Here is a 23924-nt window from a genome sequence, read left to right as displayed (position 1 = left end):
CCTTTCGCACCAGAACCGGCGTCCGATGAGCATCCTCGCCTCTGAAAGAATGAAAGCCTCAGCACCAGGAGGCACGGTGAAACTCTCCGTCATCGGTTGCGGCTACCTAGGCGCCGTCCACGCGGCGGCTATGGCGTCGATCGGGCACGACGTGGTCGGCATCGACGTCGACGCGCGCAAGATCGAGTCGCTGTCGAAGGGTGAGGCGCCGTTCTTCGAGCCGGGGCTGCAAGAGATCCTGAGCGACGGCATCGCCTCGGGACGGCTGCGGTTCAGCACCTCGATGGCCGACGCGGCGGGGGCGCAGGTGCACTTCATCGGGGTGGGCACGCCTCAGCAGAAAGACGGCTACGCGGCCGACCTCACATACGTGAATGCGGCGGTCGACGGGCTGCTGCCGCACCTGTCGCCCGGCGACATCGTGGCGGGGAAGTCGACCGTCCCCGTGGGGACGGCGGCGCGGCTTGCGGAGGTGGTGGAGCCGACGGGGGCGACACTCGTATGGAACCCGGAGTTCCTGCGGGAAGGGTTCGCGGTGCAGGACACCGTGGCACCCGACCGGCTGGTGGCGGGCGTGCCGGACGGCGCCGAGGGGGAACGGGCGGCCGCGATCCTGCGGGCGGTGTACCACACGGCCATCGCCAACGAGACGCCGTTCATCGTCACCGACTACGCCACCGCCGAGCTCGTCAAGGTGGCGGCCAACGCGTTCCTCGCCACCAAGATCTCGTTCATCAACGCCATGGCCGAGATCGCCGAAGTGACCGGCGCCGACGTGACCCAGCTCGCCGACGCCATCGGGCACGACGCTCGCATCGGGCGACGCTTCCTGGGGGCCGGCATCGGCTTCGGCGGCGGATGCCTGCCGAAAGATATCCGGGCGTTCTCGGCGCGCGCCGAAGAGCTCGGGCGCGGCGAATCGGTGGCCTTCCTGCGGGAGGTGGACGCCATCAACCTGCGGCGCCGCGAACGCGCCGTGCAGCTCGTGGTCGAAGGACTCGGCGGCTCGGTATACGGCAAGCGCGTCGCCGTGCTCGGCGCCGCCTTCAAACCGCACAGCGACGACATCCGCGACTCCCCCGCCCTCGACGCCGCCGTGCGCCTGCACGGACTCGGCGCCGATGTGGTGGTCACCGATCCGGCGGCCATCGAGAACGCGCGGCGTGTGCATCCGCAGCTCCGCTACGAGCAGGAACTCGACGCGGCGCTGCAGGGCGCGGACGCGGTGCTGGTGGTGACCGAATGGGACGAGTACCGCCGGGAGCTCACGCCCGAGCACGCGGCCGCGCTCGCCGGCGGGCGGGTCGTCGTGGACGGGCGCAACTGTCTGGATGCCGGCGCCTGGCGCGCGGCAGGGTGGGAGTACTCCGGGATGGGGCGACCGTAAGCATGAAGGCACTGGTCACCGGCGCTGCCGGGTTCATCGGAAGCGCCCTCTCGGAGCGGCTGCTCGCCGACGGGCACGACGTCGTGGGCGTCGACAACCTCACCGAGTACTACGCGGCCGCGCTCAAGCGCGACAACCTGGCGCGGCTTCGATCCGAACGCTTCGAGCTCGTGGAGGCCGATCTGAACGATCTCGACCTGCCCGCGCTGCTCAGCGACATCGAGGTGGTGTTCCACCAGGCCGGTCAGCCGGGCGTGCGCGGCTCATGGGGAGCCGGGTTCGCTCCCTACGTGGCCCGGAACATCGTCGCCACGCAGGCCCTGCTGGAGGCGGCACGGAGCGCACCCCGGCTCACGCGGCTCGTCGCCGCGTCGTCATCGTCGGTGTACGGCGACGCCGAGAGCTACCCCACCCACGAGACGGATCGTCCTCAGCCGGTGTCGCCGTACGGGGTGACGAAACTGGCGGCCGAGAACCTGACCACCCTCTACGGCCGCAACTTCGGCGTACCCACGACCTCGCTTCGGTACTTCACCGTCTACGGACCGCGGCAGCGGCCCGACATGGCGTTCACCCGCTTCTCCCGGGCGGCGGCCCGCGGCGACACGATTCGGGTGTTCGGCAACGGCGAGCAGGTGCGGGACTTCACCTTCATCGACGACATCGTCGAAGCCAACATGCTCGCCGCCACCGTGCAGCACGACGCCGGATCCGTGTTCAACATCGCCGGCGGCAGCCAGGTGTCGGTGAACGAGGTGCTCGAGACGCTCGCCGAAATCGCCGGACGCGAGGTGCGCGTCGAGCGCATGGGGGCTGCAGCCGGCGACGTCTCACGGACGAGCGGCTCGACCGCGCGTGTCGAGGAAGCGCTGGGCTGGACGGCGAAGACCGCCCTCGAGAGCGGGTTGCGCGCGCAGTACGAGTGGGTTGCGGGTGCGCTGTCTTCGCTGGATCGGGCGGGGATCGACTGGAGCTGAGCGGGGTCGGTGCATCCGACAGGCTCAATCCGACGGATCGCGGTGGCTGGTCCGTTCTCCGCGGCTGCGCGGCGCTCCTCGATCAGCCCAGGAGCTAGAGGGCGCCGAAGAAGTCGCCGGCCCAGACGACCGTGCGGCCATCGATCGCGACCGCCACCGTGGCGCCGGGCACAGCCGCCGTGGGGGCGCAGACGCGCGGGGCGAGCTCGCCCACCTCGTCGCGGAGGCCGAGAGCCAGCGGGCAGTCCTCCGGGCCCGAGAAGACCACCTCGGGCGCCGCGCCCTCCGCCACGAGCGCGACCGCGCCCGGCTGCGGCGCCTGCGGCGTCCACTCGCCGTCCGCGCGGCCGAACAGCGAGCCGTCGCCGCACAGCACGAACACCGACTCGGCGGCCGGCACCGCCTGCACGGCGTCCGGGCACGGCGCCGCCACCGCCTCGCCGTCGACGAGCACATCGCCGGGGGCGTCCAGGTCGAGGGCGACCGTGTCGGTGAGCGCGCCCTCCGACTCCTCCCAGAAACGGCCGCCCGTGAAGCTGCGGATGCCGGCCAGGCGGCAGTCGTCGCCGATGCGCACCACCGCCTCGCCGTAGTTCACGTCCCGCACCCACAGCACCAGGATCTGGCGCACGTCGTAGCTGGCGAGCGACCGATCCGTCCAGGTGGCGCCGGCATCGGACGAGGTCTGCAACGCCGGCGCGACGCCGCCCGTGCAGGAGCCCGCCGAAGCCCGCCACACGGCCGACTCCCCCGCACCGGCCAGCACCCGCCCCACCGGCAGCCCCACCACGGGCGGGGTGGTGGGGGTCGGCGTGATCGACGGCTGCGGCGGGATGTTCGGCTCGAGGTAGACCGTCGACGACTCGACCCCGCGGGAGGCGTTGATCGCCGCCAGCACGAGCACCGCATCCACCGCGAGGAACGCCACGATCGCGGCGATCGCGAGACCCACCCGCCCGCTGAACTCTCCACGGGACCTCCGTGCGCGCTTCGCGGCCATCGGATGCCTACCCGCGCGAATCCGGCCGGGACAGCTCGCTCAACACCTCGACGACGGTCGCCACCGCGGATGCCACCTGCCGCGCCGAACGCGCGTACACCTCGTCGGAGCGGCCGTACGGGTCCTCCACCTCGTCGTGCTCCGCCTCCACCGGCAGCGAGAGGCCGCGGCCCGCCGCCACCTCCGGCACGAGAGCCCGCAGCCGCTGCGACAGCGGCAGGGCGGCGTCCGTCGGCGGGGCCTCCCCCGAGGCGCGCAGGTCGAGGGCGAGTCGCGCGAACTCGGGCAATGTGAACGCGAAACGGTTCGCCCGCGGCACCATGCGCACCACGGCGGCGCGGTGGGCGCGCTCCATCGTGAGCACCAGGTCGGCCTCCTCGATGAGCGGCTCCACGAGCTGCTTCGCCGCATGCCCGGTCGGGTTGCCGCCGTAGCCGATCGTCTGCGCGGCCGCCTGCGCGGGCATCGGCTGTCCGACGAGCGCCGCCACCCCCGCGCTCGACACCCGCACATCGCCCGCCCAGCCGAGCCGCAGCACCTCCGCCTGCAGCAGCCGCTCCGCCTGCGGCGAGCGGCAGATGTTGCCGGTGCAGACCACCAGCACGGTGAACGGGATCTCAGAACGCGTGGACAAGCGGAGTTCCCCTTCAGCGCTTCTTAGCCGACGTTTCCTGGGTGTAGCCGTAACCGTATCCGTACGCACCGTAGCCGTACGCGTCCGGGCCCTTCGTGGGCATCATGGTCAGCACGATGCCGTGCACCTTCGCATCGACGCTCGCCAGCGACTTGAGGGCCGCCTCGAGCTGGTTGCGCTGGGTGCGCCCGGCCGCCGTGATGACGATGGCGCCGGAGGTCTGCCTGGAGAGGATCGCGCCGTCGGTCACCGGCAGCAGCGGCGGCGCGTCGACCAGCACGAGGTGGAACTGGGATTCGAGCTCGCGCAGCAGCTTCGCCATCGCGGCGGAGCCGAGCAGCTCGCTCGGGTTCGGGGGGATCTGCCCGGCCGGCAGTACGAACAGGTTGTTGCGACCCCAGCGCTGCAGGGCGTCCGACAGCTCGGCGCGGCCGATGAGCACATCGGTGAGACCGACGGCGCCCTCGAGGCCCAGGTAGTCGACGAGCTTCGGACGCCGCAGGTCGCCCTCGATCACGCACACGTTCATGCCCGAGTCGCGCAACGCGATCGCCAGGTTCGCGGTCGTGGTGCTCTTGCCCTCCGACTCGATCGACGAGGTCACCACGAAGCTGCGGCGCTCGGTGCCCATGTCGACGAACTGCAGGTTGGTGCGCAACGACCGGAACGACTCGGCCCGCGGGCTGAGCGGGTCGGCGTGCACGATGAGCGGGCGATCCTTCGCCTTCGGGTCGTAGGCGATCGCACCCAGGATGGGCCGGTCGGTGATGAGCTCCACGTCGCGCTGACCGCGGATGCGCTGGTCGAGCACGCTGCGCAGCACGGCGATGCCGATCGCGAGCGCGAGACCCACGAGCGCCCCCAGCGCCACGTTGAGGCTCACCCGCGGCGACACCGGGTCGGCAGGCACGAGGGCGGACTGGGCGACGGTGATCTTCACGGGGGCCACGCCGTCGGCGTTCGGCGGGGTGAGATCCGGCACCGCCTCGATGAGGTTCTCGGCGATCGTGTTGGCGATGTTGGCCGCCTGCACCGGGTCGGGGTCGGCGACCGTGATGTCGACGATCACCGTGTTGAGGGTGGCGGTCGCGGTGACGCGGGCGGCCAGATCCTTCACGCTGTCGTCGAGGCCCAGCTCGGAGATCACCGGGTCGAGCACGAGCCCGGTGGTGACCACCTCGGCGTAGCTGCGCACGATCTGCTGGGTGAAGCTGTTGCCCGCGTTGAGCTCCGAGACCGAGCTCGCCCCGGTGGCCGAGACGAACACCTTCGTCGTGGCCTCGTAGCTGGGGGTCTGCAGCAGCGAGAACGCGGCACCGCCCGCCACGCCCGCGAGCGTGATGACGATGATGAGGATCCAGTTGCGGCGCAGGATACGCAGGTAATCGCGCAACTCCACGTCGTGGACTCCTTCAGGGTGGCCGGGCGCTTCGACGAGCGCGTCCCGCCAGCCTAGCCGACCCGCGCGGCAGGCTCAGTCGGCCGAGGTCACCAGCGCTCCGCCCCGTGGAGCGAGGTGGGGCCCGGGCGGTAGCCGAGCCGCTCGCGCGCCGCCGTCAGCTCGAGGGTGCGCTCGAGCCCCAGCTGGCTGACCGCGTAGCGGGTGAGCCGCGCGCGCCCGCCCCGGATGCGGGCGAGACGCTCGGCGGCGCCCGCCAGACCGAACGCCACCGGGTACGGCAGCGAGCGGATGCGCGCCGCCACCCCGCGGCGGCGCAGGAACTCCTTGAGCAGTTCGGCGAGCAGCACGGGCTCCGCGTCGGCGATGTTGTAGACGCCCGCCGGCGCCCGGAGCGCGAGCCGCACGGCGTCGACGAGGTGGTCGATCCGGGTGAGCGAGTGGAGCACGCGCGCCCCCTCCGGCAGCACGAGCCGCCCGCCCCGCACCGCCTCGAGCACACGCGGCAGCAGCGTCGTGTCGCCGGGGCCGTAGACGGCGTGCGGGCGCAGGATCACCGCATCCGCCCCGCTCACCTCGAACTCGGCGAAGGTCTTCGACTCGGCGTAGCTCGACAGGAATCGGTTCACGGGCGCCGCATCCTCGCGGGCGAGAACCGTCGGGGTGAAGGCGTCGTACACGGAGGCGGTCGACAGGTGCACGATGCGGGCGCCCGGGAAGCTCGCGACGACGTGGCGGGTGCCGGTGCGGTTCACCCGCATCGCCTGCGTGAGCGGGGCCGCGTCGTCGGCGAGTGCCGCGCAGTGCACGACCGCCTCGAAGTCGCGATCGCCGCGGAGCGGGCCCGCTGCGATGTCCCACACGCGGTATCCGGCGTGCGGATGCGCCCAGCCGTGCGGCGTGCGACCGAAGCCGACGACCTCGTGGTGCTCCCGGGCGAGCGCCGAGGCGACCGCGCCACCGATGAAGCCGCTCGCCCCCGTGACCGCGATCCTCATCCGCCCCGCGCTCCCCCGCCGGCCACGAACGGCGCCACGATCCCCGCGAGCGCGGCCCGGTCGAGCTTGCGGGCGCGCCCGGAGCGCGGCAGCGCCGGGAGGGCGACCACGGCGTCCGGCAGCACGCCCGCGTCGATGAGCCCGGGCAACCGGCGCGCCACCTCGGCGACGAGCGGATGCGCGCTCGTCGCGCTCGTCGGCGGGTCGGCGGCGGGCACGACGGCGACCACGATGCGGTCGTCGCCGATGGCATCCGGCACGCCCGCCATCGCCGCGTCGAGCACCCCCGGCAGGCCCGCGATGATCGGCTCGTAGAGGCCCGGGTAGACGTTCTGGGTGCCGCGGATGAACATGTCTTTCGCGCGGCCGCGCAACACGAGCTCGTCGCCGTCGATCGTCGCCCGGTCGCCGGTGCGCAGTTCGGCGAGCGGATGCTCGGGCAGTTCGGCGAGGTAGCCGAGCGCGAGGCCGGGCCCGGCGAGCAGCAGCTCGTCGTCGACGATGCGGGCGGTCACGCTCGGCACGAGCCGCCCCACGCGGTCGCCCTCCTTCCCCGCGGCGGCGAGCTTCCGCGCGCCGTCGGCGATCGCCACGGGCAGGATCTCGGTCATCCCGTACACCGCGCGGATGCGCACCCCGGGGAAGCGCGCGAAGGCTCGGCGCAGCAGCGGCGGCAGCACGGGGGCGCCGCCGAGCACGATCGTCTCGAGCGCGGGGGTCAGCTCGGGGCGTGCGTCGAGGGCTCGGAGGATCGTGTCGAGGGCCGCCGGGGCGGCGAACAGCAGCTCGGCGTCGGCCAGGTGCTCGAGGTACGCCTCGGGGCGGGCGCCGGGGTCGAGGCCCTGGTCGGGCATCGTCCAGTGGGCGCCGCCGATGAGCGCAGGGATGCCCACCATGAGCTGGTCGCTCAGCACCCGCAGACCGGGACGGATGCCGACGCCGTCGGCGAAGTCGGCGAGGCCCGCACCGAGCGAGCCTCGCGTGTGCACGACGGCCTTGGGGGCGCCCGTGGTGCCGCTCGTGAACACGACGAGTGCGCGGTGGAGCTCGAGTGCGCGGTGGAGCTCAGAGCGGAGGCCATTTCTGGCCTCCGCCGCGACCCCAGCGCCGACGGCCGTCCCGGCCGTCGGGCCGCCCCGCTGGTCCCCACCCCGCTGCCCCGCTCTCCGCCGCCCCCCGCGCATGAGCCGCCCCAACGACAGCGCCCGGCGCGGCACCCCCGGCAGCCACGGCCCCGCCCGGAGGTACCGCGCATCCGCCACGAGCGTCGCGTAGGGCGCCAGTTCGAGTCCACGCCGCCGAGCGAGCGGGCGCAACGGCCCCGAGGAGGCCAGATACAGCAGCGACTCGGCGGCCACCCAGCGCGGGTCGGCGAGCCCCGCGCGAGCGCGGAACAGCGCCTCGCCGGCACCCGGGTCCGCGAAGACCACCACCCCTCCCGCGTCGACGATGCCGAGCGCCAGCACCACGGCGTCCGGGCCCGGCCGCACCGAGAACAGCACGGGGTCGCCGAGTTCGAGGCCCTCCGCCCGCAACCCTGCCGACACCGCACGGATGCGGCGGGCCAGCTCGCGATAGCTCCAGCTGCGCCCGCGCGCCGTCAGCGCGGGGGCGTCCGGGGTGCGGTCGGCGGAGGCGAGCACCGCCTCCACGAGATCGGTCACGCGCGCACCACCAGCTCGGCGTAGGCGGGGATGAGCACCCCGCGCGCGGCCCGGCGGCGCATGATCCGCAGCCCCGGGTGTGCCAGCAATGCCTCGAAGGTCTGCCGGATCTGCGCCATCGCGAGAGGTGCGCCGATGCAGAAGTGCACGCCCGCCCCGAACCACAGCTGCTTGAGGGAGGCCGCCGGGTGTGCGTCCGGGTCGAAGGCGCCGAGCGCCGTGTCGGCCCAGTAGGTGCCGAGGATCACGCGGTCCCCCGCGCGCACCGGCACCTCGCCGATCGTGGTCGGTGCGAGCGTCGAGCGCAGCATCACGGGGGTCGGGGTCGTGACGCGCAGGCCTTCGGCGATCGCCGCATCCGCGAGGGCGCGGTCGGATGCGACCCGGGCGAGCCAGCCGGAGTCGATCAGCAGCGCCGCGAGCCGTGGCAGGTACGACACGATCGTCTCGGTGCCCGCGAGCACGAAGGCCCCGACCGCGCCGATCGCCTCGCGCTCGTCGAGGCCCAGCGCGCGCATCCGCCCCGGCACGGTCGACTCGTCGCCCGCGTAGGCGCGGGCCGCGTGCGTGCTGAGCTCGGCGAAGACGGCGCGCGCCTCGGCGAGCGGGCGCGGGCGCAACCGCGGGCGGGCGAGGGTGACGGTGCCGATGATCGTGGAGATCCGGGCGAAGCTCGCGTCGTCGAAGTCGCCCTCGTCGAGGCCAACAAGTCGCGAGACCACCCGGCTCGCCGCGCGGCGGGCGTGAGCGACGAGGTCGACCTCCTCCCCTGCCGCGAGTGCCGACGCGAGCGAGGCGGTGAGAGCACCCAGGCTCTCGGCGACGAAGCCGTCGACGAAGCTCGGCGCGAATAGCGGCGCCAGCTGGCGGCGCAGCGCCAGATGCTCCGGGCCGTGCATGTTGACGAGCACGCGCGGGCCGAGCACGGGCGTCCACAGCTCGCTCGAGGCGCCCTTGCCGGTCTTCGAGAAGTGCTCCCCGTCCATGAGCACCCCGCGCAGCAGCGCGGCATCCTTCACGACCACTCCGAGCCCCGGCACCCGGCGCACCGGGCCGGGGATGGCGGAGACGAGCGGGAACGCCACCGGATGCGCCGCGCGCACCACCGCCGCGTCGCGCCGCGTCGCGGTGTCGTCCGCCGCCCGACGGCTCACCGGATGTCCACCACCTCGGGCCGGTAGGCGTGGTCCTTGTACCAGAGCAGCGTGCGTCGCAGCCCCCAGGCCTGCACCCGCCGGCTGGAGCCGTAGACGACGATGTCGCCGCGACGGGCGTAGTCGCGCGTGATGCGGCGCACCGCGTTCACGAGGGCGCGATCCTCGTGGAGGTCCTCGATCCTGGTGCGCGGGAAGCCACCGCATGCCTCGTACAGTTCGGCCGTGATGCCCACGTTGCAGCCCGCGGCCATGAAGTAGGGGCCGAGGTAGCCGGGGTCGCGGTTGCCGGGACGGATGCGGCCGAAGGCCTCCGCGAGATGCACGGCGCCGCGCAGCACCGCCCGCGGCCACCAGCCGAGGCCCTCGTCGCGGCGCGCCAGCAGCTCCCCGCCGACCAGGCGGAAGCCGAGGCCGCCCTCCGCGCGCGGGGTGAGGGCGCGGCGGATGGACGCCGTCCAGTCGTCCCGCGGGATGCAGTCGGCATCCGTGCGCGCGAGCAGCACCGCGCCCGCCGCGATCGCGGCGCGCATCCCCGTGTCGGCGGCCGCACCGGTGCCCTTCTGCGGCTCCACGATCACCCGCCAGCGGTGCAGGCCGTGCTCGGCGGCGAAGGCCCGCACGACATCCCCGGATCCGTCGGTGGAGCCGTTGTCGACGAACACCACCTCGAAGTCGGCGTCGCGCTGCGCGGCGAGCGCCTCGAGCGTGGCCGTCACCCCGGCAGCCTCCTGGAACATCGGCACGACGACCGCGAGCGGTGCGCTCACCAGATCACCTCCGCGAGCCCGAGCGAGATGCCGCCCGCGAGACCGATCAGCAGCGCCCGCGACCCCTCGCGCAGCATCCCGCGCTCGCGCGCGAGCTGCAGTTGCAGCGGCAGCGTCGCCGAGGCGAGATTGCCGTGGTCGCGCACCGTCACCACGGTGCGGTCGTCGGGCACGCCCAGCCGCTCGAAGACGGGCGGCAGGTAGGGCAGCGCCACCTGGTGGATGGCCACGAGGTCGAAATCCTCCCAGACGAGCCCGCGGTCGCGCAGCAGGCCGAGCACCGGCTCCGGCCCGAGTTCGAGGAAGGCGCGCTGCAGGCCGTGGCCGTCCATGTCGAAGTAGCCGGCGTCGACGTCGTGCGGGCGCATGGTGCCGCCGCCCGGCAGGGTGCCGATCCCCCAATGCTTCGACACGGCGAGGAAGCGCGTGGCACGGATGCCGGCGCCCTCGTCGTCGGAGGCCTCCAGCACGAGCGCGGCGCCGCCGTCGCTCATCGTGTAGCCGGGGAAGCTGCGGATGAACTGCTCGTGCGAGTCCACCTCCCAGCGCACCGCCACGGTCGGCGCCTCGCCGCTCGCGATGAGCACCCGCCCGTACTGGCCGGTTCGGATGAGCGCGTCGGCCACCTGCAGGGCGTTGACGACCGAGTTGCAGGCGTTCTTGACGTCCATCACGGGCGAGCTGAGGCCGAGCTTCGCGGCCACGATGTGGCTCGTGGCGGGCTCGACCAGGTCCTGGCTCGCGCTCGCGAACAGCACGAGGTCCACCTCGCCGGGCGATTCGGCGAGCGCCACGCGGGCGGCCGCCACCGCCAGATCGGAGGCGTCCCACCCGTCCGGGCGCAGGTGCACCGACTCCACGCCCGTCATCCGGCGGATGAGGCCCGTCGGCAGGTGCTGCCGCGGGTTCCGGCGGCGCAACTCGGCCTCCGTCTCGCCGGTCGTGCGGGTGCGTTCGGGCAGGTGGACGCCGAGACCCGAGATGCGAGACGAGATCGGCGCCGACACGGTCGAGAGCCTAGCGACGGCGCATGCCGCGACCGACGTGGACGACACCGGCCGACGCACGAAGGCGGCCGGCGCACGAAAGCGGGCGAGGACCGCCGTCCCCGCCCGCCCCGTGTGTGCGCCGTCTAGCCTTCGGTCACCCCGAGAGCCGTGAGCGCATCGCCGATGCGCTTCGACTCGGAGGTCACGAAGTCCGAGAACTCATCGCCCGCGAGGAAGGTGTCCGACCAGTTGTACTGGGTCAGCAGCTGCTTCCACTCCGGCGTCGCCTGCATCTGGGTGATGAGGTCGACGAGCTTGTCGCGATCCTCGTCGCTGATGCCGGGGCCGGCCACCACACCGCGCCAGTTCGCCGTGACGAGGTCCGCGCTGAAACCCTCCTCCTCGAAGGTGGGGGCGTCGACGCCGTCGATGCGCTCCGGGCTCGTCACGACGAGGGCCCGCATGGAGCCGTCATCGATCTGCGCCTGCGTCTCCGACAGACCCGTCACCGAGACGTCCGCGTCGCCCGAGAGCACCGCGGTGGTCTGCTCGCTCGCGTTCTCGTAGGCGACGTACTTGATCGCCTTCGGGTCCAACCCGATCGACTCCGCGAACAGGCCCATGAGGATCTGCTCGAGGCTGCCCGTGACGCTGCCCGCGATGCTCACGCTTCCCGGGTCGGCCTTGAGCTTGTCGGCCAGGTCGCCGAGCGACTGGATGTCGGAGTCCGCCTTCGCGACGATCGTGAGGTAGCTCGACCCGAGCCGGGCGATCGGCGTCGTGTCGTTCTCGACCCGCACGTCGAGGTCCGAGGTCTTCTCGGCCCCCAGCAGCACCACACCCATCGAGAGCAGCTGGAACGGGTCGCCCTGAGCGTCCTGCGAGAACTCGTTGAGACCCAGGACGCCACCGGCGCCCGGGTTGTTGAACACCGTGATGTTGCTCGTGACGAGCCCCGACTTGGTGAGGGCCTGCTGGACGGCACGACCCATCTGGTCGTAGCCGCCGCCCGGGGCGGCCGGCACCACGATCGTGAACGGCTTGGACGGGAAGGGCGCCTCTTCTCCGCCGCCCGACGGGGCGCAGGCCGCGAGGCCTGCCCCCATCGAGACGGCTGCGAGCCCCGCGATCAGGCTGCGACGGATGGAGCGGTTTCGGAGAGTGCGTGTTGCTGGCATGTACTTCCTCCTTTGGATGATTGCCATGGATCACTCGTCAGTTCCGGCGCCACCAACGGCGCCGCGCCGGAGCCCCCACGCCGACCGATGCGGTCGACTCGGACGCATCCGTCGTCTCGTCCTGGTGCTCCCCGCCCTCGATGAGGCCGGAGATGTCGCCCTCCTCGACCGCATCCTTCGCCTTGCTGAAGCGACGGCTCACGATCGGCAGCACGATGACCGCGGTGGCCAGCGCCAACACGATCGCGCTGAACGGACGGTCGATGAACACCAGGAAGTTGCCATCCCCGAGCTCCAGCGAACGCCGGAACTGCGTCTCGACCAGCGGGCCGAGAATCGCTCCGAGGATCGCGGGGGCGATGGGGAAGTCGTACCTGCGCATCAGCAGACCGACGATGCCGATGATGTACACGACGATCAGGTCGGTGAAGCTGTTGCTGATGCTGTAGACACCGAGCGTGGCGAACACGAGGATGCCGGCGAACAGGAACGGGGTCGGGATCTTCAGGATCTTCACCCAGAGCCGGATGAGCGGCAGGTTGATCAGGAACAACATGATGTTGCCGATGTAGAAGCTCGCGATGAGCGGCCACACGATCGTCCCGCTGGACTCGAACAGGCGGGGTCCGGGCTGGATGTTGTAGATCTGGAACGCCGACAGCAGGATCGCCGCGGTCGCCGAGGTGGGGATGCCGAGCGTCAGCAGCGGCACCATCACGCCCGAGAAGGACGCGCTCGCCGCCGCCTCGGGTCCGGCCATGCCCTCCGGGGCACCCTTGCCGAACTCGTGCTTGTGCTTCGACAGACGCTTCTCGATGCCGTAGCTGAGGAACGTCGGGATCTCCGCACCACCCGTGGGCAGGGCTCCGAACAGGAACCCGAGCCCCGAGCCGCGCAGCCACGGCTTCCAGACGCGCTTGACCTCGCTCCGGTTCGGCCAGAACCGCCCGTTGAGCGGAACGACCGTCTCGCCGCCCGCCATCGCGCGCGCCGAACCGTAGAGGGCCTCGCCCACCGCGAACAGACCGATCACGATCAGCACCTCGTTGATGCCGTCGGCGAGCTGCGGAACCCCGAAGGTGAACCGCGAGTCGCCCGACACGAAGTCGATGCCGATGAGACCCACCCAGAGCCCGATGAACAGGCTCAGCATGCCCCGCACGATCGACTTGCCGACGAGCGCCGTGACGCTCGCGAAGGCGAAGATCATGAGTGCGAAGTAGTCGGTGGCCCGCAGGCTCGTGGCGATCCCCGCGATCACCGGGCTGAGGAAGGTCAGTCCGAGGGTCGCGATGGTGCCGGCGATGACGGCTCCGATGATCGAGATCGACAGGGCGACCCCGGCTCGACCGGATTTCGCCATCGCATGGCCTTCTATCGCGGTGACCACCGCCGAGGACTCCCCTGGCGTGTTCATGAGGATCGAGGTGATCGATCCGCCGTAGAGCGCGCCGAAGTAGATGCCTCCGAAGAGGAGGAAGGCCCCGGTGGGTTCGAGCGAGTAGGTCAGCGGCAGCAGGAGCGCGATCGTGAGCGGCGGGCCGACTCCCGGGAGCACACCCACGAAGGTGCCGAGGAGAACACCCAGCGCCGCGTACAGCAGGTACTGCGGCTGCAGGATGGTGAGGAACCCGTTGAACAGGTTCAGCAGTGCGTCGTCCATGTATCAGATGAATCCGAGGAAGCCGGCCGGGAGTCGAACCCCCAGCAGGAGGGTGAAGCCGAAGTACACGGCGGCCGCCATGGCCACCCCGACTCCGACGTTGAGGAACCAGCGCTTCTCGCCCAGGAGGCGGGAGACGCCGACGAACAGTGCCGCGGTCGCGATCGTGTACCCGATCAGCGCCACGAGCGCCGCGTAGGCGACGAGGACCAGCACGACCCAGACCACGACCCGCATCCGGGTGCGCTGCTTCTCGCCCTCCATGTGCTCCTCGAGGTAGCCCTCGTCGCGGGGACGGATGGACTGCACGAGGAAGAGGATGCTGAACAGCAGCAGACCGGCGCCGACGATGAGGGGGAACATGCCCGAGCTGTCGGGCTCGAAGTTCCGTCGCGCGGCGAGCTGGATCGACATGACGCCGATCAGCACCGAGAACGCGACGAGAACCACGCCCACGATGACGAGCTCTCGGCGGATCCCCCGCCGACGCCTCTCGGCGTCGGCGGGGTTCTCCGTCGGCTGGACATCAGCCATCGATCAGACCGAGACCCTTCATGGCGTTGCCGATCCGGTCGGACTCCGACTTCAGGTAGGCGTCGAAGTCGGCGCCCCCGATGAAGGTGTCCGCCCACGACTTGGCCGTGAGGATCTCCTTCCACTGATCCGTCTCGCGCATCTTCGCGATGAGGTCGACGACCTGGTCGCGCTGGGCGTCGGACAGTCCCGGAGGGCCGACGATGCCGCGCCAGTTGGCCATCGTGAGGTCGGCCGGCAGGCCCGCCTCCTCGAAGGTGGGGGCGTCGACCCCGTCGAGCCGCTCGGGGCTGGAGACGACGAGCGGAATCGCCGAGCCGTCCTGCAGCTGCGAGAGGATCTCCGAGATGCCCATGACGGAGACATCCGCGTCGCCCGAGAGGAGCGCCGTGACCTGCTCGCTCGCGTTCTCGTACGGCACGTAGTTGATGTCGGCCGGGTCGATGTCCTGCGACTGCGCGAGCAGACCGATGAGCACCTGCTCGAGGCTTCCGGCGACCGAGCCGACGATGTTGACGCTGCCCGGATCCTTCTTGAGCTTGTCGACGAGGCCCTTCAGATCCTTGATGCCCGAGTCGGGGCGGGTGACGATCGTCAGGTACTCGGAGGCGAGCGCCGCGATCGGCGTGGTGTCGCCCTCGACCGTGACCTTGATGTCGGAGGTCTTCTCGGCGCCGAGCAGCACCGCGCTGACCGCGAGCAGCTGGTACTGCTCGCCCTCCTCCTCGCGGACGAACTGGTTGAGGCCGAGCATCGAGCCGGCGCCCGGGTTGTTGAACACCTGGATGTTGCCCGACACGAGACCCGACTCGGTGAGCGCGAGCTGCACCGAGCGTCCGAGCTGGTCGAGGCCGCCGCCCGGACCCGAGGGGACCGTGATGGTGAACGGCTGCGAGGGGAAGTCGGCGTCCGCTGCACCGGCGTCGGCCGGCTTGGCCTGACATCCGGTGAGCGCGAGTGCCGCGAGCGCGATGCCGGCGACGACGCCGACCCGCGTCCGATGGGTTCTGGTGAACATGTTGGCGAATCCTCCTTTGGAATGCCTCTTGGTGGGGGTTGGTGACAGGCCTTTACAGACCCAACTGCCGAGCGAGGTCGACCATGTCGTTGGCGACCACGTCGAAGTCGTCGTCGATCGTGAGATCGACCTGGAACTCGGGGCCGTGCTCGAGCGGGCGCATGACGAACGCGGTGCGGAAGCCGAGCTCCGCGGCGGCGCGCAGGTCGTACTGGTGCGCGGCGACCATCATGATCTCCTGCGGCTCGAGCGACAGGTAGTCGACGGCCGACTGGTACATCCGGCGGTCCGGCTTGTAGGCGCGCACCAGCTCGGAGCTGAGCACCATGTCCCAGGGGAGCTTCGCGTGGCGCGCGAGGTCCACGAGCAGGCGCACGTTGCCGTTCGACAGCGTCGCCAGGATGAAGCGCTTGCGCAGCCGCTCCAGGCCCAGCACCGAGTCGCCCCACGGCTCCAGGCGGTGCCAGATGAGGTTGAACTCGGCGAGCTCCTCCTCGCTCAGCCAGTCGATGCCGAACTTCTCGATGAGCATGTCGAGCGCGCGGCGATAGATGTTGTCGACGTTGATCCAGGTCTCGCTGCCGGCCGTCACGCGATCCATCGCGGGACGGTATTCGGCGCGCCACTGGTCGGCGAAGGCCGGCCAGTCGACCGGCGCGTCGCCGTGCAGCGCCGAGAGCCGGCGGCCTTCGGCGATGATGCTGCTGCGGAAGTCGACGACGGTGCCGAAGACGTCGAAGGTGAGAGCTTTGACCTGGGCGAGAGGCCCGCTCGGTCGTGGGGACATGTATTCCTCTTCCTTGGGTGGTGCGATGGGTGTCGTCGTGCTCATGCGGGCTCCTCCTGGACCAGCTCGAGGCGGACATCGGACGGAACGCCGCTCGGGAAGGAGCACAGGCGCCCCTTCCCGCCGACGAACGGCTGGGTGCTCTCGTCGCCGAGGGCGCGGGTGGTCGCGGCGACGTCGTCGACGGCGAAGCACACATGGTGCAGGCCTTCGCCGTGCTCGGCGAGGTAGCGGCCGATGGGGCCGTCGGCGAACGGCGCGAGCAGTTGCAGGGCGGTGGCGCCGGGGGCGGCGTCCGCGCCCGGCACGAGGAAGACGAGGCGCACGTTGTGCGCGTCGCCGTGGATGAGCTCGTCGCTGTCGACGACGAAGCCGAAGGAGTCGGCGTACCAGTCGATCGCGGCCTGCGCGTCGCGGACCACGATGCCCACGTGGTCGACGCGCCGGGCGATGCGGGCCTCGGCGGCGCTCACGCGAGGGCTCCGATCACGGCGGCGGTGAACTCGGCGCTCGTCGCGGTGCCGCGCAGGTCGGGGGTGCGCACCTGGCCCGCGGCGAGCACGCGCACGACCGCGTCGTCGATCACCCGGCCGAGCTCCACGGCATCCGCGTCGTCGTGCTGACGGCCGAGCCAGTCGAGCATCATGGCGGCCGAGAGGATGGTCGCGGTGGGGTTGGCGATGCCGCGCCCGGCGATGTCGGGGGCGGAACCGTGGCTCGGCTGGAACATGCCGTGCGCGTCGCCGACGTCGCCCGAGGCGGCGAGCCCGAGGCCGCCGACGGTGGCGGGGCCGAGGTCGGAGAGGATGTCGCCGAACATGTTCTCGGTGACGACCACGTCGAAGCGCTGCGGGTCGAGCACCTGGTAGGCGGTCATCGCGTCGACGTAGATGTGGTCGGGGGTGATGTCGGGGTGGCGGGCGGCCACCTGGTCGAACACCTCGCGGAAGAAGGCGTAGGCGGCGACGGCGTTCGACTTGTCGACGCAGGCGACGCGGCGCTTGCCGGCGCGGCGCTCGGCGAGCCGGAACGCCAGCTCGCTCACCTTGGTGGTGCCGGTCGCGGTGATGACGAGGTTGTCGATGGCGACCTCGTCGCGGATGCGGGTGACGCTCGAGGCGAGCAGGCCTTCGACGTTCTCCCGCACGATCACGTAGTCGATGGGCTCGTCGGAGCGCAGCGCCGTGGCGACGTTCGGGAAGGAGCGCACCGGGCGGATGCCGCCGTAGAGGTCGAGCTCGAACCGCAGGCGCAGGATGACGTCGCCGTTGACCTCGCGCCCGTCGGGGTGGCGCGCGTCGGGCAGGCCGACTGCGCCCATGAGGATGGCGTCGGCTTCCGCCGCGGCGGCGAGCGCCTCATCCGGCAGCGCGACGCCGGTGCGCTTCCAGCGTTCGGCGCTCGCGTCGAGCTGTTCGACCTCGAGGGTGAGCCCGCCGTGCGCCCGCGCTGCCGCCTCGACCACCTCGAGGGCGGAGGCGGTGACTTCGGGGCCGATGCCGTCACCGGGGATGGTGACGATGCGGTAACTGCTCACGGGGATCGCTCTCGGGTCGGGCCGAAGAGCGCTCATTCGTCGTCATCGGCGGTGGGTCTCGACCATCACATCACCGCGGTTGAAAACTGTCAAGCGTTTATTGTTGACAATCTGCACGAGACGACGAACTCATCCCCCGTGGGGGGCCTCAGACCTCCGAGCCGTCCTCCGGAAGGTCCTCGAGCAGGAACGCGTAGGGGCGCTGGATGTGCTCCTCCACGAGGCGGACGGCCTGGTCGGCATTCCCCGCCGCGAGCACATCGCGCAGCACCTTGTGCTCCGGGTAGCCCACATCCAGGAAGTCGTGGTGGTGCGCGTTGCGCGAACGCAGGAACAGCGCGACGTGGCTGCGGATCGACATCCAGGCGCGCCAGAGGCGCTGGTGATCCGCCGCCTCGTAGACGAGATCGTGGAAGGCGAGGCTCAGCTCGACCGCCTGCTCGGGCGTGTAGTCGCCCGGCACGTGCTTCATGAGCTCGAGGGTCGAGTCGAAGCGCGCGAGCATCTCGGGCGTCATGTGGGTCGCGGCGCGCTCCATGGCGAGCCGCTCGAGCGCGAGGCGCAGGCTGTACACCTCGTGCACGTCGCGGCGCGTGAGTTCGGCGACGAATGCACCGCGATGCCGGCGGAGCTCGATGTGCCCCTCGTTGGCCAATTCGGCGAGCGCCTCGCGGACCGGGCCGCGACTGACCCCGAGCGACAGCGCGATCTCGGCCTCCTTGAGGTGCTCGCCCGCGCCGAAGGTGCCGTTGGTGATCATCTCGCGAAGGATGTCCACCACGTTCTTCGAGAGCGCAGGGGATGACGCCAGAGGAGGCGCGAAATCCGAAATGCCCATCGTTCTCCGATTGTTGACAACAAACTCTTGACAGTTGGCTCTCGCCGATCGACCCATGCTACCGCGAGCGCCGTCCGGCCCGGCAGGCGGACCCCGTTGCTCCCGTTGGCGAACGTCCGGCGTGCTCGAGGGAACGGGCATGCTCCCCGGCATGCCCGACGCCCTCAGCCCCGCACGGCGTGTGCCGCGACGAACACCCCGGCCGGGTCGAAGCGCCGAGCCTCGTTCGCCAGACGCTCGGCGCTCGCACCGAACTTCGCCTCGCGTCCATCGCCGTTGCCGTCCGACATCGTCAGCGCGACCGAGCCGGTGCGCCACGGCGCCACGGCGTCCACGACGCCGCGAGCCGCGGCCGTCGCTGGCACGAGCAGTTCGGGCGCGGGGACGGCGCCAAGCGCGTACAGAGCGAAGGCGCCCTCCAGCCGCGAGACGGCGCCGGGCAGCGCCGGGGAGACGCCGAAGGCGCCTCCGAGCTGACGCAGCTCACCCATCATGAGCAGCCCCTTCGCCTCGCACGCGGACACGAAGCGCTCGATCGCGTGATCGCTCAACTCGCCCAGCACGACATGCGCCGACGCCGACGGTGAGGGGTGGTCGGGATCCATGTGCACCTTCAGCAGCCCCTCGGCGGGCATGCGTGCGAAGCTGTCCACCTCCGGGTCCAGCTTCCGCAGCGGAGCGAGGACGGCGGCCGCCCGCTCGTCGCCGTCGAGGATCGCGCCGTCGATCACGACGATCGAGCGCCCCGACAGGAACGGGGGCAGCTCGGGCAGCGGCGGCAGGTGCATGATGCGCAGGGTCGTCGTCACCGACTCGGGCGCGGTGAGAGCCCAGTCGCGCCAGGCCGTGACCACCTCGCGGGCACGGGCGAGATCCCAGAACATGGCCCCGGCGAACACATCCGGGTACGGCAGCAGCTCGAGCTCGATCGCCGTGACGACCCCGAAGGCACCGGAGCCGCCGCGCACGGCCCAGAACAGGGCGGCGTGCTCATCGTGGCTCGCCGTGACGATCTCGCCCGACGCGGTGACGAGCTGCACGGAGCGGATCGCGTTGACCGCGAGCCCGTGGCGGCGGCCGTAGAACGACATCCCGCCCGAGAGCGCGTAGCCGGCGACGGCGACATCGCCCGCGCTGCCGTGCGCGGCCGTCAGCCCGTGCGGCGCGGTCTGGGCGATGACGTCCTGCCACAGGGTGCCGCCGAGCACCCGCGCGGTGCGCGCATCCGGGTCGACGGTGACGCCCGTGAGGCGATCGAGGCGGATGAGGACGGTGTCGGACAGCTCGTGCCGGGCGAGCTCGCCGGCGGCGTGACCGGTGCTCTGCGGCGCGACGCGCAGACCGAGCTCGGCGGCGACCCGCACGATGCGGGCGACCTCCTCGGCGCTGCTCGGGCGCGCGACGGCGGCCGGGCGCTGGTCGATCGCGCTGTTCCAGGCGGCGCGACCCGCGTCGTAGGCGGGGTCGCCGGGCAGCTGGACGAGGTCGCCGAGGCGCTCGGCGAGCGCATCCGCGGCGTGGAGGGCGTTCAGGCTGGTGGACATGAGGACTCCTGGGTGATTCGGCCCGCGACGCGCGGGCGGGGAAGGGTGGCCATCAGGGAGTCTCGCGGGCGGCGCGATGCTGGACCATCCCGGATGGCGGGGGGATCTCGACCCCAGAACTCTGGGATGCCGCGGCCGTGCCGGCGCGGAGGGCTACGACGAGGGGGCGTCGTCGCCGTGGACGGCGTCGCCCGGGTGGTGCATGAGCTGGGCGATGAGCTCGCGGCGCGAGCGGACGCCGACCTTCTCGAAGATCGCCTTGCAGTGGTCCTGCACGGTGTACGGCGAGAGGAACAGCTCCGCGGCGATCGTCTTGGTGTCGGCGCCGCGCAGGATGAGGCGCAGCACCTCGCGCTCCCGGTCGGTGAGCTCGAGCGCGGCCAGCAGCACCCCCGCGACGTCGACCGGTGCGGCGTCCTCGATCATGATCGCGACGGCCCCGGCATCCGCCCCGGAGAGCGGCGACGCCTGGATCAGCAGCCACTCGCCGTCCGCGGTGCGGACCCGCACGCGGGGCGGGGTGGGAAGCTCGCCGCGCCCGTAGCGCCGTGCGGCGCCGGCGAGGGCGGCGATCATGCTCATCGGGTGGGCGCTGCGCTCGTCCGTGAGCAGCTGGGCGAGACGGCGTTCGGCGCCCGGGCTGATCTGCGTGACGGTGTCCGAGCCGTCGACGATCGTCAGACTCACCCCCGCCGACGGGCTGCGGGCATCCGCGACGCTTCCGGCGACGAGACCGGCCCGCACGCCCCGGGCGAGCAGCGGCGCGAGGGACTGCAACCAGCCGACCTCGACCGGGTCGAACGCCGCTTCGTCCGAGCCGCGGAACAGCGACATCGTGCCCCAATAGGTGTCGCCGTCGGCGAAGATCATCCGGGTCTCGTCCCAGAAGTCGTAGTGCGGCCGCATGAGCTGCCCCATGCGCACCGAGCGCTCGATGCCGCCATCGGTCGCGAGCTGCATCGCGACGGCCGTGCGGCCCGTGGCGTACAGGGAGAGGAAGTTCGTCGGATCGTCGCCGCCGTATTCGAGGCGGGCCCAGAGGCCGTCGTGCTCGTTGCGCCCTTCGAGCGCCCCGTACTTGCGGGCGCTCGTGAGGATGTGGGTGGCGGGATCCTGCGTGCTGATGCAGGCGGCGACCCAGGGCACCGCGCGATGGACCGAGTCGACGGCCTCGGTGAGGAAGTCCTCCAGCCCGAGCCCGGCGCGGGAGAGCACGTCGATGTCCCCGCGCGCGCGGGCGGCGGCGACGTCCTTCAGCATGAACCCAGTGTGGCGCGGGCGGTGGGGCGGGCACCATCCCAGATCTCTGGGGCGCTCGGCCCGCTCGCGAGTAGTGCCCGTTGTCGCCTGCGATCGATAGCCTCTCGCATGAGAGAGCAACAACACAGTTCGGAGATGGCATGAGTGAGTCGCCCGCGGTCGACAAGGCCAAGGAAGGCCTCGGCAAGGCCGTCGACAGCATCGGCAAGTTTGCGCGTAGCGCCTCCGCGCAGGCGGTCGAGCAGGTCGGGGATCTCAAGGATGCGGCCGAAGAAACGATCGAGAAACTGACGGCGAAGAAGACGGATCCGTACGAGGACGCCATCATCGACTACAACGCCGCGTTCACCGCCATGAACGACAAGGGGGTCACCCTTCTGCGGCAACGCGAACGATCGACGGATCTCATCGAGCTCGTCGAGCGGCTGGTGAACAGCATCGCCAACACTCCGAAGTCGTTCGAGGCCGAATTCGAGGACATCGACATCCACAGGGCTCAATTCCTGGAGGCGGAAGAATTCGCCCGAATGGATCTCGCGGCTGCGAGAAAGTCGGCCGCGGGGGCAGGCGCGGGGTTCGCCGCTGGCGCGGCGGTCGCGAGCTTGGCGCCAACGGCGGCGCTGTGGGCCGCGACCACCTTCGGTGTCGCATCAACGGGCACCGCGATCTCGACGCTTTCTGGGGCGGCGGCATCGAGCGCGGCCCTGGCCTGGCTCGGAGGAGGGGCTCTTGCCGCGGGGGGCGGCGGTGTGGCGACGGGTGGTGCGCTGCTCGCGCTCGCGGGTCCGATCGGATGGACGGTCGCAGGAGCCACCCTCCTCGTGTCGATCGCGTTGTTCGCCAAGAAGAAGATGGACAACCGCGAGGAGAGGGAGCAGGCACTCACCGCGGTGAAGCAGAACGTCGCACTCGTCAAGGGCATGGATGCTCAAATCGCTGACCTCCTCCAGCGCAGCACCTCCCTCCGCGAGCTGCTCCTGGAGAGCTACAGCAAGGCACTCGAGTTCTTCGGTGCCGACTTCGTCGCGTTGTCCGCCCCGCAACAGTCCCAGCTCGCAGCGCTCGTCAACAACGCGAAGGCGTGCGCGTTGCTGCTCAGCGAGCGCATCGAGCAGGTCGACGACGATGAATGACATCCTGAGGCTCGCGAAGAGCACTCAGGAGCAGGCCGTCGCAGCCTGGGTGAATTATCTCAACCAGGCGCGCCTCGACGGTCTGCTGAACGCCCTTCACCGCCAGGATCTGAATCTCAAGGACGCCATTGCCAGCGTCGATGAAGCGATCCGGAAGATCGACCTCGAAGTGATCGCCACCAACCGTGGAGGCGTGAAGGGGATGCACGGTTTCATCGCCGAGGTGGCCGAGGTGGGCGTTGGAAACGCCCGAAGCCAGATCATCGGCGAGGGTGCCGTCTACCAATGGGTGAACGACAACGGACCCGTGGACCTGATCCGCGGCGGTGTGGATATCCAGCAGAAGTTCGTCCAGGCCGGTGGCCGCCTCGGCCTCGGTGCCATCGCTGAACATCTCACGAAGTACCCCGACTTCGTCAAGAACGGCGGAAAATACCAGCTCCCCAGCGACCACTTCGAGACAATCCAGCGACTGCATGCGCTGCCCCGCGCGGAAGCGAGCAAGCTGCTCACGCGCAGCGGTGACGGCCCCTCGTTCAACGACTGGGAGCGGGTCCAGGCCTTCTTCGAGGAGGGATCAGTAGGCATCGAATCGCTCGAACCCTCAAACCTGGACTACCACGCGGTACAGAAGGGGGTCTACGGCTCGACACTTGAAGCTGAGAAGGAGTCCCTCCGCTTCAGCGACCAGTCCCGCCGGGATGCCGCCTACGTCAGAAGCCGGCCGGGGCTCGCCGAGGGCGCGAAAGCCACATTCGCGGCCGCAGCCGTTGAGGGAGGCACCACCCTCGTGCTGGCCATCGTCGAGAAGCGTCGCCAGGGCACAAGGCTCCGAGATTTCACCAGCAGCGACTGGACCGACATCGTCGACGCGACGGGCTTCGGAGTCGCCAAGGGCGCGATCCGAGGTCTCAGCGTGTACACGCTCACGAACTTCACCGCCACATCCGCTGCGGTCGCGAGCGCGATCGTCACCGCCGCCTTCGGTATCGCCGAGCAGGCGAACAAGCTCCGACGCGGCGAGATCGACGAGTTGGAGTTCATTGAGAACGCGGAACTCGTCTCTCTGGAAGCGGCCGTGAGCGCCCTGTCCTCCTTCATCGGGCAGGCTCTCATCCCCGTCCCCGTCCTTGGGGCGGTGATCGGCAACAGCGTCGGTATGGTCATGTACCGGGCTGCCGCAGCCTCCCTCTCCCAGCGGGAGGCCGAACTCATCGCGCGCTACGTCGAAGAGCAGCGGGTGCTCGACGAGCGACTCGCCGCCGAATACCAGGAACTCATCGACAGACTCGACGAGAGTCTGGCCGACTACTTCGAGATTCTCGAGCGTGCCTTCTCGCCTGATGTGGAGGCCGCACTCGTCGGATCGGCTGAACTCGCACGGGCAGTCGGCGTGCCCGCGGGAGAGGTTCTCGACTCGGAGCAGAAGGTGCGCAGCTACTTTCTCGACTAACCGCTCT

The 23924-nt window shown here is 70.9% G+C and carries 22 protein-coding genes; 4 read left to right on the top strand and 18 right to left on the bottom strand.

The window, feature by feature from the left end; all coding sequences use genetic code 11:
- Positions 1-76: 76 nt before the first annotated feature.
- Both FLP23_RS05505 and FLP23_RS05500 read left to right on the top strand, forming a co-directional pair.
- On the top strand, positions 77-1387 hold the full coding sequence (locus FLP23_RS05505; RefSeq protein ID WP_149324934.1) for a UDP-glucose dehydrogenase family protein: 1311 nt from the start codon (positions 77-79) through the stop codon (positions 1385-1387).
- 2 nt (positions 1388-1389) lie between these two features.
- Positions 1390-2364: an NAD-dependent epimerase/dehydratase family protein gene (locus tag FLP23_RS05500; RefSeq protein ID WP_149324933.1), complete on the top strand. Its 975-nt coding sequence runs from the start codon at positions 1390-1392 to the stop codon at positions 2362-2364.
- 94 nt (positions 2365-2458) lie between these two features.
- Here FLP23_RS05500 and FLP23_RS05495 read toward each other — a convergent pair whose 3' ends face one another.
- The 18 genes from FLP23_RS05495 to FLP23_RS05410 form a co-directional block, all read right to left on the bottom strand.
- Entirely contained in the window at positions 2459-3364 is a 906-nt protein-coding gene (locus FLP23_RS05495) for a hypothetical protein (RefSeq protein ID WP_149324932.1), read from the bottom strand.
- Positions 3365-3371: 7 nt separating this feature from the next.
- Positions 3372-3998, bottom strand: a complete 627-nt coding sequence (locus tag FLP23_RS05490) for an arsenate reductase/protein-tyrosine-phosphatase family protein (RefSeq protein WP_149324931.1) — start codon at positions 3996-3998, stop codon at positions 3372-3374.
- 13 nt (positions 3999-4011) lie between these two features.
- On the bottom strand, positions 4012-5397 hold the full coding sequence (locus FLP23_RS05485; RefSeq protein WP_149324930.1) for a tyrosine-protein kinase domain-containing protein: 1386 nt from the start codon (positions 5395-5397) through the stop codon (positions 4012-4014).
- Positions 5398-5486: 89 nt separating this feature from the next.
- Positions 5487-6395 (bottom strand): NAD-dependent epimerase/dehydratase family protein, encoded by a 909-nt coding sequence (locus FLP23_RS05480; protein WP_149324929.1) that lies wholly within the window; start codon positions 6393-6395, stop codon positions 5487-5489.
- Positions 6392-8059, bottom strand: a complete 1668-nt coding sequence (locus FLP23_RS05475) for a class I adenylate-forming enzyme family protein (protein ID WP_149324928.1) — start codon at positions 8057-8059, stop codon at positions 6392-6394. The genes FLP23_RS05480 and FLP23_RS05475 overlap by 4 nt, the downstream gene beginning before the upstream one ends.
- The gene (locus tag FLP23_RS05470; RefSeq protein ID WP_149324927.1) at positions 8056-9213 is read right to left on the bottom strand and encodes a cytochrome P450; all 1158 of its coding nucleotides are present in this window, start codon (positions 9211-9213) and stop codon (positions 8056-8058) included. The genes FLP23_RS05475 and FLP23_RS05470 overlap by 4 nt, the downstream gene beginning before the upstream one ends.
- The gene (locus FLP23_RS05465; protein ID WP_149324926.1) at positions 9210-9983 is read right to left on the bottom strand and encodes a glycosyltransferase; all 774 of its coding nucleotides are present in this window, start codon (positions 9981-9983) and stop codon (positions 9210-9212) included. Before FLP23_RS05465 ends, FLP23_RS05470 begins: the two co-directional genes overlap by 4 nt.
- A complete protein-coding gene (locus FLP23_RS05460; protein WP_210413967.1) occupies positions 9980-10990 on the bottom strand; it encodes a 3-oxoacyl-ACP synthase III family protein in 1011 nt (336 codons plus the stop codon). Before FLP23_RS05460 ends, FLP23_RS05465 begins: the two co-directional genes overlap by 4 nt.
- A gap of 125 nt (positions 10991-11115) precedes the next feature.
- On the bottom strand, positions 11116-12150 hold the full coding sequence (locus FLP23_RS05455) for a Bug family tripartite tricarboxylate transporter substrate binding protein (protein ID WP_168200382.1): 1035 nt from the start codon (positions 12148-12150) through the stop codon (positions 11116-11118).
- 37 nt (positions 12151-12187) lie between these two features.
- Positions 12188-13813: a tripartite tricarboxylate transporter permease gene (locus tag FLP23_RS05450; RefSeq protein WP_149324924.1), complete on the bottom strand. Its 1626-nt coding sequence runs from the start codon at positions 13811-13813 to the stop codon at positions 12188-12190.
- A gap of 3 nt (positions 13814-13816) precedes the next feature.
- Complete coding sequence (locus FLP23_RS05445) at positions 13817-14347, bottom strand: tripartite tricarboxylate transporter TctB family protein (RefSeq protein WP_149324923.1); 531 nt, start codon at positions 14345-14347, stop codon at positions 13817-13819.
- On the bottom strand, positions 14340-15365 hold the full coding sequence (locus tag FLP23_RS05440) for a Bug family tripartite tricarboxylate transporter substrate binding protein (protein ID WP_149324922.1): 1026 nt from the start codon (positions 15363-15365) through the stop codon (positions 14340-14342). The genes FLP23_RS05445 and FLP23_RS05440 overlap by 8 nt, the downstream gene beginning before the upstream one ends.
- A gap of 52 nt (positions 15366-15417) precedes the next feature.
- Positions 15418-16152 carry a haloacid dehalogenase type II gene (locus tag FLP23_RS05435; RefSeq protein ID WP_149324921.1) on the bottom strand — a complete coding sequence of 245 codons (735 nt, stop codon included), beginning with the start codon at positions 16150-16152 and terminating at the stop codon, positions 15418-15420.
- A gap of 41 nt (positions 16153-16193) precedes the next feature.
- Positions 16194-16625, bottom strand: a complete 432-nt coding sequence (locus FLP23_RS05430) for a VOC family protein (RefSeq protein WP_149324920.1) — start codon at positions 16623-16625, stop codon at positions 16194-16196.
- Entirely contained in the window at positions 16622-17689 is a 1068-nt protein-coding gene (locus tag FLP23_RS05425) for an isocitrate/isopropylmalate dehydrogenase family protein (protein WP_149324919.1), read from the bottom strand. Before FLP23_RS05425 ends, FLP23_RS05430 begins: the two co-directional genes overlap by 4 nt.
- A 148-nt stretch (positions 17690-17837) precedes the next feature.
- Positions 17838-18527: a GntR family transcriptional regulator gene (locus FLP23_RS05420; protein ID WP_281290309.1), complete on the bottom strand. Its 690-nt coding sequence runs from the start codon at positions 18525-18527 to the stop codon at positions 17838-17840.
- A 164-nt stretch (positions 18528-18691) separates the two neighbouring features.
- The gene (locus tag FLP23_RS05415; protein WP_149324917.1) at positions 18692-20071 is read right to left on the bottom strand and encodes an FAD-binding oxidoreductase; all 1380 of its coding nucleotides are present in this window, start codon (positions 20069-20071) and stop codon (positions 18692-18694) included.
- A 153-nt stretch (positions 20072-20224) separates the two neighbouring features.
- Positions 20225-21331 carry a response regulator transcription factor gene (locus FLP23_RS05410; protein ID WP_149324916.1) on the bottom strand — a complete coding sequence of 369 codons (1107 nt, stop codon included), beginning with the start codon at positions 21329-21331 and terminating at the stop codon, positions 20225-20227.
- A gap of 140 nt (positions 21332-21471) precedes the next feature.
- Here FLP23_RS05410 and FLP23_RS05405 point away from each other — a divergent pair, with 140 nt between their 5' ends.
- Together FLP23_RS05405 and FLP23_RS05400 are read left to right on the top strand one after the other, a co-directional pair.
- Positions 21472-22464, top strand: coding sequence for a hypothetical protein (locus tag FLP23_RS05405; protein ID WP_149324915.1), 993 nt, complete (start codon positions 21472-21474; stop codon positions 22462-22464).
- On the top strand, positions 22457-23917 hold the full coding sequence (locus tag FLP23_RS05400) for a hypothetical protein (protein WP_149324914.1): 1461 nt from the start codon (positions 22457-22459) through the stop codon (positions 23915-23917). The genes FLP23_RS05405 and FLP23_RS05400 overlap by 8 nt, the downstream gene beginning before the upstream one ends.
- Positions 23918-23924 lie beyond the last annotated feature (7 nt).

This window comes from Protaetiibacter larvae, assembly GCF_008365275.1.
Lineage (GTDB): Bacteria > Actinomycetota > Actinomycetes > Actinomycetales > Microbacteriaceae > Homoserinibacter > Homoserinibacter larvae.
This window is presented reverse-complemented; position numbering and strand designations above follow the sequence as displayed.